Origin of the sequence: Streptomyces sp. LHD-70 (assembly GCF_031157275.1) — a bacterium.
Taxonomy (GTDB): domain Bacteria; phylum Actinomycetota; class Actinomycetes; order Streptomycetales; family Streptomycetaceae; genus Streptomyces.
Genome location: NZ_JAVIFW010000005.1, coordinates 261,975 through 277,807 on the forward strand (window position 1 = coordinate 261,975; position 15,833 = coordinate 277,807).

The 15,833-nt window shown below is 70.6% G+C and carries 14 protein-coding genes; 12 read left to right on the forward strand and 2 right to left on the reverse strand.

The genetic code is table 11. From position 1 onward, the window contains the following. From RCO28_RS11920 to RCO28_RS11935, 4 genes are all read left to right on the forward strand, one after another. A complete protein-coding gene (locus RCO28_RS11920; RefSeq protein ID WP_308941012.1) occupies positions 1-567 on the forward strand; it encodes a DUF4365 domain-containing protein in 567 nt (188 codons plus the stop codon). Then, positions 564-1,778, forward strand: a complete 1,215-nt coding sequence (locus tag RCO28_RS11925) for a hypothetical protein (RefSeq protein WP_374991152.1) — start codon at positions 564-566, stop codon at positions 1,776-1,778. Before RCO28_RS11920 ends, RCO28_RS11925 begins: the two co-directional genes overlap by 4 nt. A 122-nt stretch (positions 1,779-1,900) precedes the next feature. After that, positions 1,901-3,877 carry a threonine--tRNA ligase gene (gene thrS, locus RCO28_RS11930; RefSeq protein WP_308941014.1) on the forward strand — a complete coding sequence of 659 codons (1,977 nt, stop codon included), beginning with the start codon at positions 1,901-1,903 and terminating at the stop codon, positions 3,875-3,877. A 156-nt stretch (positions 3,878-4,033) separates the two neighbouring features. Further along, complete coding sequence (locus RCO28_RS11935) at positions 4,034-4,594, forward strand: HIT domain-containing protein (protein WP_308941244.1); 561 nt, start codon at positions 4,034-4,036, stop codon at positions 4,592-4,594. A gap of 194 nt (positions 4,595-4,788) precedes the next feature. On the opposite strand, the gene RCO28_RS11940 is transcribed toward RCO28_RS11935, so the two are convergent. After that, positions 4,789-6,453, reverse strand: a complete 1,665-nt coding sequence (locus RCO28_RS11940) for a hypothetical protein (protein ID WP_308941015.1) — start codon at positions 6,451-6,453, stop codon at positions 4,789-4,791. Between the two features lie 253 nt (positions 6,454-6,706). Beyond that, on the reverse strand, positions 6,707-8,911 hold the full coding sequence (locus tag RCO28_RS11945) for an elongation factor G-like protein EF-G2 (RefSeq protein ID WP_308941016.1): 2,205 nt from the start codon (positions 8,909-8,911) through the stop codon (positions 6,707-6,709). Between the two features lie 288 nt (positions 8,912-9,199). Here RCO28_RS11945 and pgsA point away from each other — a divergent pair, with 288 nt between their 5' ends. The 8 genes from pgsA to RCO28_RS11985 all read left to right on the forward strand — a co-directional run bounded on the left by pgsA (position 9,200) and on the right by RCO28_RS11985 (position 15,800). Next, on the forward strand, positions 9,200-9,979 hold the full coding sequence (pgsA, locus tag RCO28_RS11950; RefSeq protein ID WP_308941017.1) for a phosphatidylinositol phosphate synthase: 780 nt from the start codon (positions 9,200-9,202) through the stop codon (positions 9,977-9,979). Next, entirely contained in the window at positions 9,976-10,911 is a 936-nt protein-coding gene (locus RCO28_RS11955) for a phosphatidylinositol mannoside acyltransferase (RefSeq protein WP_308941018.1), read from the forward strand. Before pgsA ends, RCO28_RS11955 begins: the two co-directional genes overlap by 4 nt. Next, on the forward strand, positions 10,908-12,113 hold the full coding sequence (locus tag RCO28_RS11960) for a glycosyltransferase family 4 protein (protein ID WP_308941019.1): 1,206 nt from the start codon (positions 10,908-10,910) through the stop codon (positions 12,111-12,113). The genes RCO28_RS11955 and RCO28_RS11960 overlap by 4 nt, the downstream gene beginning before the upstream one ends. A 50-nt stretch (positions 12,114-12,163) precedes the next feature. Continuing rightward, positions 12,164-12,712: a hypothetical protein gene (locus RCO28_RS11965; protein WP_308941020.1), complete on the forward strand. Its 549-nt coding sequence runs from the start codon at positions 12,164-12,166 to the stop codon at positions 12,710-12,712. Between the two features lie 49 nt (positions 12,713-12,761). Next, positions 12,762-13,307 carry a hypothetical protein gene (locus tag RCO28_RS11970; protein WP_308941021.1) on the forward strand — a complete coding sequence of 182 codons (546 nt, stop codon included), beginning with the start codon at positions 12,762-12,764 and terminating at the stop codon, positions 13,305-13,307. A gap of 160 nt (positions 13,308-13,467) precedes the next feature. Beyond that, positions 13,468-14,394: a pyridoxal 5'-phosphate synthase lyase subunit PdxS gene (gene pdxS / locus RCO28_RS11975; RefSeq protein ID WP_308941022.1), complete on the forward strand. Its 927-nt coding sequence runs from the start codon at positions 13,468-13,470 to the stop codon at positions 14,392-14,394. A gap of 5 nt (positions 14,395-14,399) precedes the next feature. Further along, positions 14,400-14,999: a pyridoxal 5'-phosphate synthase glutaminase subunit PdxT gene (gene pdxT / locus RCO28_RS11980; RefSeq protein ID WP_308941023.1), complete on the forward strand. Its 600-nt coding sequence runs from the start codon at positions 14,400-14,402 to the stop codon at positions 14,997-14,999. A 48-nt stretch (positions 15,000-15,047) separates the two neighbouring features. Then, positions 15,048-15,800 carry a YebC/PmpR family DNA-binding transcriptional regulator gene (locus RCO28_RS11985; RefSeq protein ID WP_308941024.1) on the forward strand — a complete coding sequence of 251 codons (753 nt, stop codon included), beginning with the start codon at positions 15,048-15,050 and terminating at the stop codon, positions 15,798-15,800. Positions 15,801-15,833: the final 33 nt, after the last annotated feature.

The following is a 15,833-nucleotide window of genomic DNA, read 5'->3' on the forward strand; positions in this document are numbered from 1 at the left end:
ATGGCGCTCGCGCAGCCCGAACAGGGTGGGCTGCTGCCTCAGCGGATCGCACCGCTGCGCGGCACGCTCGCCACCACCGCCTGCATGGAGACCCTCCAGGTGGGCTATCTGCACGCCGTGGCGGCAGCGGCGGGCTGTTCGCTCTCGCAGCCCTTTCCGGACAACGGCATCGACTGGCACGTCAGCCACAGCGCCCCCGGGCACACGGTCGACGACGAAGTCACCATCAAGGTGCAGCTCAAGTGCACGTACCAGCTCGCGCCGAACCCCCCGGGCCCCGCCTTCTCCTTCACGCTCGACAACGCGCACCTGGAGAAGCTGGCCCGGACCCCGGTCTCGGTGCACAAGATCCTGGTCGTGATGATCGTGCCGCGCTCCCGCGACGACTGGCTGCGCGCCGGGCACGACCGGCTCGACCTGCGGCACTGCTGCTACTGGACCAACCTGGCCGGGCACCCCGTGCGGGGGCGGCACAGGACGACGGTGCGGATCCCGACCTCGCGGATATTCGACGACAGGGCCCTCTGCGAGATCATGACGCGCGTCGGGACGGGAGGGAGACCCTGATGCACCGCCCGATCGACGAACCCCCACACCTGGTGGGCAGCGCCCTGCCCGACCCGGACGCCGCGCGTGTGGACCCCGGAGTCCTCGGCGCCCTCCTCGACCGGCACGGCTGGCGGCGGCGAGGCGGCGCGGCCGGCCGGTACACCCGCTGGACCCCGCCCGACGGCACCTCCGGCACCAGCCTCCTGGTACCCGAGAGCCGGGCCTTCCCCGACAGCGACGATCTGCTCGGCGAGGCCCTGCTCGCGCTCGCCCGCAGCGCCGCACCGTCCGCGCGCGCCGTGCTCGTCGGCCTCGCGGTGCCCAGCGACGAGCTGACCTGGACCCGTGACGTACCGGCAGGCCCGGCGGGCACCGCCGCCTGGGGTGTCGAGGAGCAGCTGCGGAACTCCGTGCGCCAGGTGCTGCTCGCCGGGGCGCTGGCCGTGCGGGACCGGGCCGGGTACTACGGGGCGCGGCACCGCAGGGCGGCCGCCGCCTCGCTCGGCCACGTCCTGGTGGGGCCCGTGCACGGCGGCCGGCGCCTCACCGCGTTCGTGCCCGCCGCGACCGGCCGGGCCCTCGCCGTGCGGCTGCACCACGCGCTGGCGGCGGCCCGCGAGGCCGTCGACTACCGCCGGGCCACGGGCGGCATGGAGGCCTTCGACACCGCCGTCGAGGCAGGCGTCAGCCACGAGTTGACCGAGGCCCTGGTGAGCCTGGTGCGCGGTACGGAGGGAGCCTGCGTCGACCTCGCGTGGGCGCCCGCCGCCGGGGTGCCCGAGGGGTGCGCGGCCCGGCCCGAGCCCGTCGAGTTCTCGCCCGGCGACCTTCCGGTGCTGCGCGAGGCCTCCGTGCGGTACCGCACCGCCGAGCCCTCGCTCCCCGTCCGGATCACCGGGACCGTCGTACGGATGCGCCGGGCCGGGCCGCGGGGGAGCGGCACCGTACGGCTGCGGGTGATCGCGGGCGCGGACGTCCCGCACGTGCGGATGAGCCTCGACGAGGAGGCGTACCGGATCGCGGGGCATGCGCATCTGGTGGGGCTGCCGGTGCGGGTGCACGGCCGGCTCGAGAGCCGTGGCGGCTTTCGCCGGCTGACCGGGGCTTCGGACGTGGTGCCGGTGCAGGTGGACGAGGCGGAGCGGGACCGGATGCTGAAGTCGCTGCAGGAGAACATCGACTTCTTCGAGGAGGCGTGCAGCGGGGACCTGGGGGAGCTGGAGGACTGACGCGTACGTGTGCGCCCGCCTCTTCCGTGACCGTTTCGCGAAGGGCTCCGCGCTCTCGGTACGATTCCTCTTGCGTGCGCACGAGGTGAGGCGGCGCATCCACCTTCAGGCAGGAGAGACCGGTGTCAGACGTCCGTGTGATCATCCAACGCGATTCCGAGCGGGAAGAACGCGTGGTGACGACGGGCACTACGGCCGCCGAACTCTTCCCCGGTGAGCGCACCGTTGTCGCCGCCCGCGTGGCCGGCGAGCTGAAGGACCTCGCGTACGCCGTGCAGGACGGCGAGGAGGTCGAGCCCGTCGAGATCTCCTCCCAGGACGGCCTCAACATCCTGCGGCACTCCACCGCGCACGTGATGGCGCAGGCCGTGCAGGAGCTGTTCCCCGAGGCCAAGCTGGGCATCGGCCCGCCGGTCAAGGACGGCTTCTACTACGACTTCGACGTCGCCGAGCCGTTCACGCCCGAGGACCTCAAGCGCATCGAGAAGAAGATGCAGGAGATCCAGAAGCGCGGCCAGCGGTTCTCCCGCCGCGTCGTCTCCGACGACGACGCCCGCGAGGAGCTGGCCGACGAGCCGTACAAGCTGGAACTGATCGGCATCAAGGGCTCCGCCTCGCACGACGACGGCGCGGATGTCGAGGTGGGCGGCGGCGAGCTGACCATCTACGACAACCTCGACGCCAAGACCGGCGACCTGTGCTGGAAGGACCTCTGCCGCGGTCCGCACCTGCCCACGACCCGCAACATCCCCGCCTTCAAGCTGATGCGGAACGCCGCCGCGTACTGGCGCGGCAGCGAGAAGAACCCGATGCTGCAGCGCATCTACGGCACCGCCTGGCCGTCCAAGGACGAGCTGAAGGCGCACCTGGAGTTCCTCGCCGAGGCCGAGAAGCGCGACCACCGCCGCCTGGGCAACGAGCTCGACCTGTTCTCGATCCCCGAGCAGATCGGCTCCGGCCTCGCGGTCTTCCACCCCAAGGGCGGCATCGTCCGCCGCGTCATGGAGGACTACTCGCGCCGCCGGCACGAGGAGGAGGGGTACGAGTTCGTCTACACCCCGCACGCCACGAAGGGGAAGCTCTTCGAGACCTCGGGCCACCTCGACTGGTACGCCGACGGCATGTACCCGCCCATGCAGCTCGACGAGGGCGTGGACTACTACCTCAAGCCCATGAACTGCCCGATGCACAACCTGATCTTCGACGCGCGCGGGCGTTCGTACCGTGAACTGCCGCTGCGCCTCTTCGAGTTCGGCACTGTGTACCGGTACGAGAAGTCCGGTGTCGTGCACGGCCTGACCCGCGCGCGTGGCTTCACGCAGGACGACGCGCACATCTACTGCACCCGCGAGCAGATGGCGGACGAGCTCGACAAGACGCTCACCTTCGTCCTCGGCCTGCTCCGCGACTACGGCCTGAACGACTTCTACCTGGAGCTGTCCACCAAGGACCCGGAGAAGTACGTCGGCTCGGACGAGGCCTGGGCCGAGGCCACCGAGGTGCTCGCTCAGGTCGCCGAGAAGCAGGGCCTCCCGCTGGTCCCGGACCCGGGCGGCGCCGCCTTCTACGGCCCGAAGATCTCCGTTCAGGCGAAGGACGCGATCGGCCGCACCTGGCAGATGTCGACCGTGCAGCTGGACTTCAACCTGCCGGAGCGCTTCGACCTGGAGTACACCGGCCCCGACGGCACCAAGCAGCGCCCGGTCATGATCCACCGCGCGCTCTTCGGCTCCATCGAGCGGTTCTTCGCGGTGCTCCTGGAGCACTACGCGGGCGCCTTCCCGGCGTGGCTCGCGCCCGTGCAGGCCACCGGCATCCCGATCGGCGACGCGCACGTCGACTACCTGCACGAGTTCGCCGCCAAGGCGAAGAAGCAGGGCCTTCGGGTCGAGGTGGACTCCTCCTCCGACCGCATGCAGAAGAAAATCCGTAACGCACAGAAGTCCAAGGTGCCCTTCATGGTCATCGCCGGTGACGAGGACATGGCCGCCGGCGCGGTCTCCTTCCGCTACCGCGACGGCTCGCAGGAGAACGGCATCCCCGTCGACGAGGCCATCGCGAAGATCGCGAAGGTCGTCGAGGAGCGGGCGCAGGTCTGAATCCCCGGGACTCAGGTCTGAACGCCTGACATCCGGTTCGCTCCACGGCCTCGGTACGCGCTCCTGCGTGTGCCGAGGCCGTCCGCTTGCCGACCCCTGACCCGGAAGAGCACCCGGCCCTTGACCCGGCAGAGCACCCGGCACCGCCTACGCCATATGCTGCACATCATGACGAGTGACCCGGAGCAGCAGAACGGAGTGGGGACGCAGGACGCGTTCCAGCGCCTGTGGACGCCCCACCGGATGGCGTACATCCAGGGTGAGAACAAGCCGACTGGCCCGGGGGCCGGAGACGGCTGTCCGTTCTGCTCGATCCCCGAGATGTCCGACGAGGACGGCCTGATCGTCGCACGCGGCAACCATGTGTTCGCGGTGCTCAATCTGTACCCGTACAACGGCGGGCACCTCATGGTCGTGCCCTACCGGCACGTCGCGGACTACACCGAGCTCTCGGCTGCCGAGACCGTGGAGCTGGGCGAGCTCACCAAGCAGGCCATGGTCGCGCTGCGCACCGCCTCCGGCGCGCACGGCTTCAACATCGGCATGAACCAGGGCACCGTCGCCGGCGCCGGGATCGCCGCGCATCTGCACCAGCACATCGTGCCCCGCTGGGGCGGCGACACGAACTTCATGCCCGTCGTCGGTCACACCAAGGTGCTGCCCCAACTCCTGGGCGACACCCGCAAGATGCTGGCGGACGCCTGGCCTCGGGTCTGAGCCTTTCTCGCCTCGCGGTCGTGTCCCCTCGACCGCCGCCCGGCCCGCCCGGCCCGCCCCGCCCCGTGGCGCTCACGTTCTGTCGTACGTGAGCGCCATCGCGCGTTTTCGGAGCAGGCGGAGGCAGGCGCAGCACGAGGGGAGGCGGAGCAGGCGGCAGGCGGGACAGGCCGCCCGAGCGGTGTGTGCGAGCCCTACGCGTCGTACACGTCCGCCTTCGTCGGGGCCGCGTCCTGGACGAGGTTGCTGAGGAAGAGCGAGCGGGTGCCGAAGCGCGCCGTGTCCACGCCGTTCTCCTCCAGGACGCGCATCGCCGCGGCGTGCACGACGCGCAGCACCGGGGTGGCCGCGCGCAGCGCGTCGTCCGCCATGAAGCGGTGGCGCCACGGCTTGTCCGCCCAGGCGTGCCGCAGGCCGAACGGCTCCGGCAGGGCCAGCTTGCCGCCGAGGAAGTCCAGGATCGGCGGGAACCAGGTGAACGGTGCGCGGGCCGCGAGCCGCACCACGTCATCGGCCTCTATCAGCGGCAGCTTCACCTCGCGCGTCTCCCAGAACTTCACCGTCTTGGAGACTTCCTTGGTCTTCGCCTTGGGCTTCGTCGTGAACAGGGAGTGCACCGGGCCGAGCGCGTGACCCGTGACCTCGATGCGCAGCGTCTCGTGCAGCACGGTGACCGTGATCAGCATCGTGATCACCAACTGGCCGTCCCAGAGCCGGAACTGGACACCGAGATAGTGCCGGTCGCCGCTGCCGAACTGCTGCTCGTTGCAGATCCGCTGTATCTCGTGCGGCTTGACCTGGAAGGCCTCCACATCCGTGCCGGTGGGGCGCGCGACCTCCGTCGCACCCTCGGCGACCGGGGAGACGATCCAGTGGCGTATCGACGGGGTCGGGAAACCGCCGGTGTGCAGCGGGCCGCGCTCCAGCATGCGCAGCTGGTCGTGGATCGCGCGCACCACGTCCCAGCTGCGGAACGGGTGGATCTCCGACGTGCCCGCGCGCGGGACCAGCTCCTCCGCCAGCTGCCAGCTGCCCCAGCGGGTCCCCATGCCGAGGATGCCCTTGGGGCCCGCGTAGAACACGGAGTTGGACTGCTGCTCGGCGGTGAGCCGGGCCAGGCCCTGGCGCAGCCGCTCAGCCGCCGTCTCACCCGGCGAACCCGGCACCGCCTCAGGGATCTTGGCGCCGATGCCGCCACCGGCGAGCAGGCTCTCCCAGCGGCCGCGCAGGTCCTTCGCCGTCCGCTCACAGATCTGCTTGGCGAGCAGCCAGCCGATCACCGGGGCGACCACCATCGCCCGCAGGTACATCCCCAGGAGACCGGTGAACGGCAGCTTGATCAGGAAGAGGACGGCCAGCGCGCAGACGGCGACCAGCAGGGCCGTACCGAGCGCGGTCTTCTTCTTGTCCTTGCCCTCGCCGAGGCTCTTCTTGAGCTGGAAGATCAGCAGCCACAGCAGCAGGCCGGGCAGGAACAGCACTCCGAACAGGGCGGTCACCGCGGTGAGTCGGGTGTCCCGCTCCTTGCGGATGCGGGTGGCCGCCAGGCAGTGCTCGACCACGGCCTGCGGCTCTATGCCGAAGGACTGGATCAGCGGCTTGCGGGCACCGCCGAGCATCCGGACCTGCACGGCGCGCGCGAAGGCCTCGCCGAGGTCCGGCTTGAAGAGCGACAACTTGCCTTTCTTCACCTCGGACTTATGCCACTCGCTGTTCGCCTTGAGTATGTCGTCGACATCGCTGTCCCGGTACGCCGCCGATGCCAGGGCGTGCGTCGCCGCCGTCTCGCCCTCTGCACCGGAGAGCGGCACCTGCGCCCCCGGCCTGAAATCGAAGGCCGAATCGAAGTCGTCCGCCACTGCAAGCCCCCATCGCCGCACCGCCGCTGCTCTGCGGCCCTTCCCGACTTCCTTACCCCGCAAGGCCGTTGACCGCACCGCCGAGCAGATCATCAATGTATCGGGGAGCACTGACATCCGTCATCGGGCGGCCGAATGCCGCCCGTCCCACCACGGGCGGGGACGGGCGGCGGGCCCCCGGCACCCCCTCGCTGCGCTCAGCGCACCGCCGCCGTGCCCTGCCGGATCGCGGCGGCGGACGGGGCCGGGGCGGTCAGGTGTCCTGGTCGGCCGCCTCGCGCAGCTTCGCCGCCAGCTGGGTCGGCATCGGTTCGTGCCGGACGTAACTACGGCTGAATCGGCCCGTTCCGTGGGCGAGCGAGCGCAGATCCACCGCGTACCGGCCGATCTCGATCTCCGGAACCTCGGCCCGTACGAGCGTGCGACCGCCGGGCGACTGCTCGGTGCCGACGACTCGGCCGCGCCGCCCCGACAGATCGCTCATCACGGAGCCGACGTACCCGTCGCCGACGAGCACCTGCACCTCCGCGACGGGTTCGAGGACATGGATGGGGGCGTCCGCCGCGGCCTCGCGCAGGGCGAGCGCGCCGGCCGTCTGGAACGCGGCGTCGGACGAATCGACGGAGTGCGCCTTGCCGTCCAGGAGCGTGATGCGTACGTCGACCAGCGGGCTCCCGCCGATGCCGCGCAAGGCCTGGGCACGTACGCCCTTCTCGACGGACGGGATGAACTGGCGTGGCACGGCGCCGCCCACGACCTTGTCGACGAACTCCACGCCGCTGCCGACGGGCAGCGGCTCCACCTCGATCTCGCAGATCGCGTACTGCCCGTGCCCGCCGGACTGCTTCACATGGCGGCCGCGCCCGGAGGCCTTCGCGCCGAAGGTCTCGCGCAGGGCGACGCGGTGCGGCACCACGTCGACCTGGACGCCGTAGCGGCTGCGGAGCCGTTCGAGGGCCACGTCCGCGTGGGCCTCGCCCAGGCACCACAGGACCACCTGGTGGGTGTCCTGGTTCTGCTCGAGGCGCATCGTCGGATCCTCGGCGACCAGACGGGCCAGGCCCTGCGAGAGCTTGTCCTCGTCCGGTTTGCTGTGCGCCCTGATCGCCAGCGGAAGCAGCGGGTCCGGCATGCTCCACGGCTCCATGAGCAGCGGATCGTCCTTGGCCGACAGCGTGTCCCCGGTCTCCGCGCGGTTCAGCTTCGCCACGCACGCCAGGTCGCCCGCGATGCACTGCGACAACGTGCGCTGGTGCTTGCCGAACGGCGAGGTGAGCGCGCCGACGCGCTCGTCCACGTCGTGGTCCTCATGGCCGCGGTCGGCCAGGCCGTGCCCCGAGACGTGCACGGTGTCGTCCGGGCGCAGGGTGCCGGAGAAGACCCGTACCAGCGAGATCCGCCCCACATAGGGGTCGGAAGAGGTCTTCACGACCTCGGCGGCCAGCGGGCCCTGCGGGTCGCAGGAAAGCGCGGCACGCGCGGTGCCGTCCGGGGTCGTGACGGCCGGTGTCTCGTGCTCCAGAGGAGTCGGGAAACCACCCGTGATCAGCTCGAGGAGCTCGACCGTGCCGAGGCCCTGCCGCGCGCCGTCGGCGGCCGGGGCCGCCGCGAGCACCGGGTGGAAGACGCCGCGCGCCACCGCGCGCTCCAGATCCTCCACCAAGGTCTTGTAGTCGACGGTTTCGCCGCCCAGATAGCGGTCCATGAGGGTCTCGTCCTCGCTCTCCGCGATGATCCCCTCGATGAGCCGGTTGCGGGCCGCCTCGATCCGCGCCTCCTGTTCGCCGTCCGGCTCCAGCTCCTTGCGTTCGCCCGACGCGTAGTCGAAGACCCGCTGCGAGAGCAGCCCGACCAGGCCTGTCACCGGAGCGTGCCCGTCCGGGCCCTCGTCCCCGTACTGCGGCAGGTACAGCGGAATCACCGCGTCCGGGTCGTCCCCGCCGAAGGTCTCCGCGCAGCCGCCGGTCATCGCGTCGAAGTCGGCGCGGGCCGCCTCCAGGTGCGTGACGACGATCGCCCGCGGCATGCCCACCGCCGCGCACTCGTCCCACACCACGCGGGTCGCGCCGGTGATGCCCTCCGTGCCCTCGGCGGCCGAGACGACGAAAAGGGCCGCGTCCGCAGCGCGCAGACCGGCCCTCAACTCGCCGACGAAATCGGCGTATCCGGGGGTGTCGAGCAGATTGATCTTGATGCCGCCCCATTCCAGCGGAACCAGGGACAGCTGGATCGAGCGTTGCTGCCGGTGCTCGATCTCGTCGTAGTCGGAGACGGTGCCGCCGTCCTCCACGCGGCCCGCCCGGTTCACCACCCCCGCGGTCAGCGCGAGGGCCTCCACCAGAGTCGTCTTGCCGGAACCGCTGTGGCCGACCAGCACCACGTTCCGTACGGAACGGGGGTGGTCGGCCGTGGGTGCCCTGCCGGCGGCCCCGGAGTGTGCACCTGCTTTGTCGCCCATGCTGTGCCTCCCGAAGGCTCACGATTTCTTGCACGGTGAGGGGAGAAGGGCGCGGACACGCTTGGGACCGCGTGTGCTGGCGGCTCCGACGACGCCCGCGGTGTCTTCGAGCTTTCCACTCCCGTCACGGTGCGTCCATACGTCGTACGAGACCGCGCTGCCGGGAGACGCGCACGGGGACCGAAGGGGCTCACGAGGTCGAGTGACAGGGTCCGTGGCTACGATGGGGCGGCCGGTGGCCGCAGGGGTCGCGCGGCCCGCCACTCCCCTTGGGAAGGCTTCAAGGCCATGCTGAACAAGTACGCGCGTGCCTTCTTCACGCGTGTCCTCACACCGTTCGCCGCGTTTCTGCTCCGCCGGGGAGTCAGCCCGGACGCGGTCACGCTGATCGGCACCGCCGGTGTCGTGGCGGGTGCGCTGGTCTTCTTCCCCCGGGGCGAGTTCTTCTGGGGCACGATCGTCATCACGCTGTTCGTGTTCTCCGACCTCGTCGACGGGAACATGGCCCGGCAGGCGGGCGTCTCCAGCCGCTGGGGCGCCTTCCTGGACTCCACGCTCGACCGGGTCGCCGACGGCGCGATCTTCGGCGGCTTCGCGCTCTGGTACGCGGGCCGGGGCGACAGCGACATGATGTGCGCGGTGTCCATCTTCTGCCTGGCCAGCGGCCAGGTCGTCTCGTACACGAAGGCGCGCGGCGAGTCGATCGGCCTGCCCGTCGCGGTGAACGGCCTGATCGAGCGGGCCGAGCGGCTCGTGATCTCGCTGGTCGCGGCCGGGCTCGCCGGACTGCACGCCTTCGGGGTGCCCGGTATCGACGTCCTGCTGCCGATCGCCCTGTGGATCGTCGCCGTCGGCAGCGCCGTGACCCTCGGGCAGCGCGTCGTGACCGTACGACGGGAATCCGCGGAGGCGGACGCGGCAACGCCCGCTGGTGGGTCCCCTGCCGAGGGGGCGAAAAGCGGCACAGGCGAAACTGGCACCAGCGGGACGAAAACCGCCACAGAAGAAGTAGAGCCGAGCGGCAGCCGAGGCGGCAGCGAGGCACGGGGGAGCGAGGCCACGTCATGAGCAAGGCACAGGAGAAACTCACCGACGCCCTGTACGGGCTCGGCTGGTCCGCGGTCAAGAAACTCCCCGAGCCCGTCGCCGTCCGCCTCGGGCGCACCATCGCCGACATCGCGTGGAAGCGCCGCGGCAAGGGCGTCCAGCGCCTGGAGGCCAACTACGCGCGCGTGGTGCCCGACGCGAGCCAGGAGCGGCTCGCCGCCCTGTCCAAGGCGGGCATGCGCTCGTACATGCGCTACTGGATGGAGTCCTTCCGGCTGCCCGCCTGGAGCAAGGACCGCATCAGGAACGGCTTCGTCCCCAAGGACGTGCACTATCTGACGGACGGCCTCGCCTCCGACAAGGGCGTGATCCTCGCCCTTCCGCACCTCGCCAACTGGGACCTCGCGGGCGCCTGGGTCACCACCAAGCTGGAGACCCCGTTCACCACCGTCCAGGAGAGGCTCAAGCCCGAGACGCTCTACGACCGCTTCGTGGCCTACCGCGGCAGCCTCGGCATGGAGGTCCTGCCGCACACGGGCGGCTCCGCCTTCGGCACGCTCGCCCGCAGGCTCCGCGCGGGCGGCCTGGTCTGCCTCGTCGCCGACCGGGACCTGTCCGAGTCCGGCGTCGAGGTCAAGTTCTTCGGCGAGACCACGCGCATGCCGGCCGGTCCCGCGATGCTCGCCCAGCAGACCGGCGCACTGCTGCTGCCCGTCACCCTCTGGTATGACGAGAGCGCCGTCATGAAGGGCCGGGTCCACCCACCCATCGACGTACCGGAGACAGGTACACGGGTCGAGAAGACGTCTGTCATGACACAGGCGCTGGCCGATGCCTTCGCCACCGGTATCGCCGATCACCCGGAGGACTGGCACATGCTGCAACGGCTGTGGATCGCCGACCTGGACCCCGCCAAGGCGCCGAACGGGTCCGCGTCCGAGGTGACCGAGTGAAGATCGGCATCGTCTGCCCGTACTCCTGGGACGTGCCGGGTGGCGTCCAGTTCCACATCCGCGATCTCGCCGAGCACCTCATCCGCTGGGGCCACGAGGTCTCCGTCCTGGCACCCGCCGACGACGACACTCCGCTTCCGCCGTATGTGGTCTCCGCGGGGCGTGCGGTTCCGGTCCCGTACAACGGCTCCGTGGCGCGCCTGAACTTCGGCTTCCTGTCGGCCGCGCGCGTGCGGCGCTGGCTGCACGACGGCACCTTCGACGTCATCCACATCCACGAACCGGCCTCGCCCTCGCTCGGCCTGCTCACCTGCTGGGCCGCACAGGGGCCGATCGTCGCGACGTTCCACACCTCCAACCCCCGCTCACGCGCGATGATCGCCGCGTACCCGATCCTTCAGCCCGCCCTGGAGAAGATCAGCGCGCGGATCGCGGTCAGCGAGTACGCACGCCGGACGCTGGTCGAGCACCTGGGCGGCGACGCGGTCGTGATCCCGAACGGCGTCGACGTCGACTTCTTCGCGAAGGCCGAGCCGAAGCCGGAGTGGCAATCGGAAGGGGCGCGCAGCTCGGATACGGGTGGCGGTGGGCGACGGGGGGGCACCATCGGGTTCATCGGGCGCATCGACGAGCCGCGCAAGGGCCTGCCGGTGCTCATGAAGGCGCTGCCCCGGATCCTCGAGGAGCGGCCGCAGACCCGTCTGCTCGTCGCAGGCCGCGGTGACGAGGAGGAGGCCGTCGCGACGCTGCCGCTCGACATGCGCTCGCGCGTGGAGTTCCTCGGCATGGTCAGCGACGAGGACAAGGCCCGCCTGCTGCGCAGCGTCGACGTGTACGTGGCGCCCAACACCGGCGGCGAGAGCTTCGGCATCATCCTCGTCGAGGCGCTCTCCGCGGGCGCGCCCGTGCTCGCCTCCGACCTCGACGCGTTCACCCAGGTCCTCGACCACGGCTCGGCAGGCGACCTGTTCGCCAACGAGGACGCCGACGCGCTCGCGGACGCCGCCCTGCGCCTCCTCGGCGACCCCGCGCGCCGCGAGGGACTGCGCGAGCGCGGCAGCGCCCACGTCCGCCGCTTCGACTGGTCGACGGTCGGGGCCGACATCCTCGCGGTGTACGAGACGGTGACGGACGGCGCGGCATCGGTCGCCGCCGACGAACGCACCGGACTGCGGGCGCGGTTCGGGCTCGCCCGGGACTGATCCCCGGCCGCCGGACCGGCGTTGTCAGTGGTCCGTCCTAGCCTTCAGGCATGCAGCTGATCCACGGCGGCCCGACCGCCTCCGACTCCACGGTGCCGCGCACCGGCGGCACCCCGCTCGTGCCGGAGGGCTTCGTCTGGCCCGTGTGCGGGGAGTGCGCCGGAGCCATGCAGTTCCTGGCCCAACTCCCGTTCCAGGACGGCGTGATAGCGGCGTTCTTCTGCCAGAACGACCCTGGGATGTGCGACGACTGGGACGCGAGAGGCGGCGCCAACCGCGCCTTCGTCTTCACCGGCGAGCTGGCACCCGCTGCCGTACCCGCCGAGGGCGAGACGCTGCTCGGCGCCGTCACGGCCCTCCGGCCCGCGAAGACCCCTGCCGAGGACATACCGGCCCTCGGCCGGCTCGGCGGCGAACCGGAGTGGATCCAGGGCGACGGGACGCCCGACTGCCCCTCCTGCCACGCCCCCATGACGTTCACGGCATCGCTCGAAGAGGGCCACCACCACCGCACGGCGGCCAACTTCGGTGGCGGCGGCCGGAGTTATGTCTTCGGCTGCGCGCCGTGCGGAGAGGCGGCCTTCCTCTGGCAGTGCTGACCGCCGCCGCGCGGTCGGCCACCGTCGTGCACGGGTAGCCTTTCCGCCCGTGACCTCCACTTTGATCTGGATCGCGGTCGCCCTCTTCGCGATCGGCCTCTACCTGAGCTGGACGGCGGGCCGTCTCGACCGGCTGCACGCGCGCATCGACGCAGCCCGCGCCGCCCTCGACGCACAGCTGCTGCGCCGGGCATCGGTCGCGCAGGAGCTCGCCACCTCGGGCGTACTCGACCCGGCGGCGTCGATCGTGCTCTACGAAGCGGCGCACGCGGCCCGGCAGGCGGAGGAGGAACACCGCGAGGTCGCCGAGAGCGAACTCAGCCAGGCCCTGCGGGCGATCTTCGCGGAGCGCGGCCAGATGGACGTCGTACGGGAGGCTCCCGGAGGCGAGGACGCCGCGAGCGAACTCGCCCAGGCCGTCCGCAGGGTGCCGATGGCCCGCCGCTTCCACAACGACGCCGTACGCGCGGCCCGTGCCCTGCGCAGGCACCGCAAGGTGAGGTGGTTCCGGCTTGCAGGACACGCGCCGTTCCCGATGGCCTTCGAGATGGACGACGAACCGCCGGCGGCCCTCGCGGACCGGCCCACCTCGTAGGGACCCCACGAAGCGGTACGCGGGACGGGCCCCTGGCCTCCGGCTCTGTCGCCTCGTGGGGAAAATGAGCCACCGCCTCACCATTGGCCCTTGTAGTGGCCTGAAGTGGACGGTTGGCTGCGGAGCAGCAAGATTTCCCTTCCCTCCAGTGAGGTCACCCGTGTCCAGCACGCCCACCAACAGCACCCAGCAGGCCACCGACACCCCCGCGACCGGCACCGCGCGCGTGAAGCGCGGCATGGCCGAGCAGCTCAAGGGTGGCGTGATCATGGACGTGGTCAACGCCGAGCAGGCGAAGATCGCCGAGGACGCCGGCGCGGTCGCCGTCATGGCGCTGGAGCGGGTCCCCGCCGACATCCGCAAGGACGGCGGCGTCGCCCGGATGTCCGACCCGAACATGATCGAAGAGATCATCGAGGCCGTCTCCATCCCGGTCATGGCCAAGTCCCGCATCGGCCACTTCGTCGAGGCCCAGATCCTGCAGTCGCTCGGCGTGGACTACATCGACGAGTCCGAGGTCCTGACCCCGGCCGACGAGGTCAACCACAGCGACAAGTTCGCCTTCACGACCCCCTTCGTCTGCGGTGCCACCAACCTGGGCGAGGCCCTGCGCCGCATCGCCGAGGGCGCGGCCATGATCCGCTCGAAGGGTGAGGCCGGCACCGGCAACGTCGTCGAGGCCGTCCGCCACATGCGCCAGATCAAGAACGAGATCGCCCGCCTGCGCGGCTACGACAACAACGAGCTGTACGCCGCCGCCAAGGAGCTGCGCGCCCCGTACGAGCTGGTCAAGGAGGTCGCCGAGCTCGGCAAGCTGCCGGTCGTGCTGTTCTCCGCCGGTGGCGTGGCCACCCCGGCCGACGCCGCCCTGATGCGCCAGCTCGGCGCAGAGGGCGTCTTCGTCGGCTCCGGAATCTTCAAGTCCGGCGACCCGGCCAAGCGCGCCGCCGCCATCGTGAAGGCCACCACCTTCTACGACGACCCGAAGATCATCGCCGACGCGTCCCGCAACCTGGGCGAGGCCATGGTCGGCATCAACTGCGACACCCTGCCCGAGTCCGAGCGCTACGCCACCCGCGGTTGGTAACACCCATGAACACCCCTGTGATCGGCGTCCTGGCACTCCAGGGCGACGTACGGGAGCACCTCATCGCCCTGGCCGCGGCGGACGCCGTGGCCAGGCCGGTGCGGCGCCCCGAAGAGCTCGCCGAGGTCGACGGGCTCGTCATCCCCGGCGGCGAGTCCACCACGATCTCCAAGCTGGCCGACCTCTTCGGCCTCGCGGAGCCGCTGCGCGAGCGGATCAGGAACGGCATGCCGGTCTACGGCAGCTGCGCCGGACTGATCATGCTCGCCGACAAGATCCTCGACCCGCGCTCCGGCCAGGAGACCTTCGGCGGCATCGACATGATCGTGCGCCGCAACGCCTTCGGGCGGCAGAACGAGTCGTTCGAGGCGACCGTCGAGGTGGCCGGCGTCGGCGGCGTGGAGGGCGTCTTCATCCGCGCCCCGTGGGTCGAATCGGTCGGCGCCGCCGCCGAGGTGCTCGCCGAGCACGACGGCCACATCGTCGCCGTGCGCCAGGGCAGCGCACTCGCCACGTCCTTCCACCCGGAGCTCACCGGTGACCACCGCGTCCACGAGCTGTTCGTGGAGATGGTGCGGGAGAAGCACCCGGCAGGGTCCCGGTAGGATCTCTGTCGTTCGTACAGAGATTGGTTACGCGAAGGAGACAGGCAGATGTCCGGCCACTCTAAATGGGCCACGACTAAGCACAAGAAGGCCGTGATCGATGCCAAGCGCGGCAAGCTCTTCGCGAAGCTGATCAAGAACATCGAGGTCGCTGCGCGCATGGGCGGTGTCGACATCGAGGGCAACCCGACCCTCTTCGACGCCATTCAGAAGGCCAAGAAGCAGTCGGTCCCGAACAAGAACATCGACTCCGCGGTCAAGCGCGGCGGCGGTCTCGAAGCCGGCGGCGCCGACTACGAGACGATCATGTACGAGGGCTACGGACCCAACGGCGTGGCCGTCTACATCGAGTGCCTCACCGACAACCGCAACCGCGCGGCGTCCGACGTCCGCGTCGCGATGACCCGCAACGGCGGCTCGATGGGCGACCCGGGCTCGGTCGCGTACCTCTTCAACCGCAAGGGCGTCGTGATCGTCAACAAGGGCGAGCTCGACGAGGACGACGTCCTCGGCGCCGTCCTGGAAGCGGGCGCCGAAGAGGTCAACGACCTCGGCGAGAAGTTCGAGGTCGTCAGCGAGGCCACCGACCTGGTCGCGGTCCGCAGCGCCCTGGTCGACGCGGGCATCGACTACGACTCGGCCGAGGCCAGCTTCCTGCCCACCATGCAGATCGAGCTGGACGAGGAGGGCGCGCGGAAGATGTTCAAGCTCATCGACGCCCTCGAGGACAGCGACGACGTCCAGAACGTCTTCGCCAACTTCGACGTCTCCGACGAGATCATGGAGAAGGTCGACGCCTGATCGCGCACTACGCGCTGCACGGCGAACTCCGCT

Coding starts and splice junctions, on each gene's coding strand:
- RCO28_RS11985 (WP_308941024.1), top strand. CDS start 15,048: ATGTCCGGCCACTCTAAATGGGCCACGACTAAGCACAAGAAGGCCGTG.
- pdxT (WP_308941023.1), top strand. CDS start 14,400: ATGAACACCCCTGTGATCGGCGTCCTGGCACTCCAGGGCGACGTACGG.
- RCO28_RS11945 (WP_308941016.1), bottom strand. CDS start 8,911: ATGGGCGACAAAGCAGGTGCACACTCCGGGGCCGCCGGCAGGGCACCC.
- RCO28_RS11920 (WP_308941012.1), top strand. CDS start 1: ATGGCGCTCGCGCAGCCCGAACAGGGTGGGCTGCTGCCTCAGCGGATC.
- RCO28_RS11955 (WP_308941018.1), top strand. CDS start 9,976: ATGAGCAAGGCACAGGAGAAACTCACCGACGCCCTGTACGGGCTCGGC.
- RCO28_RS11935 (WP_308941244.1), top strand. CDS start 4,034: ATGCTGCACATCATGACGAGTGACCCGGAGCAGCAGAACGGAGTGGGG.
- pgsA (WP_308941017.1), top strand. CDS start 9,200: ATGCTGAACAAGTACGCGCGTGCCTTCTTCACGCGTGTCCTCACACCG.
- RCO28_RS11965 (WP_308941020.1), top strand. CDS start 12,164: ATGCAGCTGATCCACGGCGGCCCGACCGCCTCCGACTCCACGGTGCCG.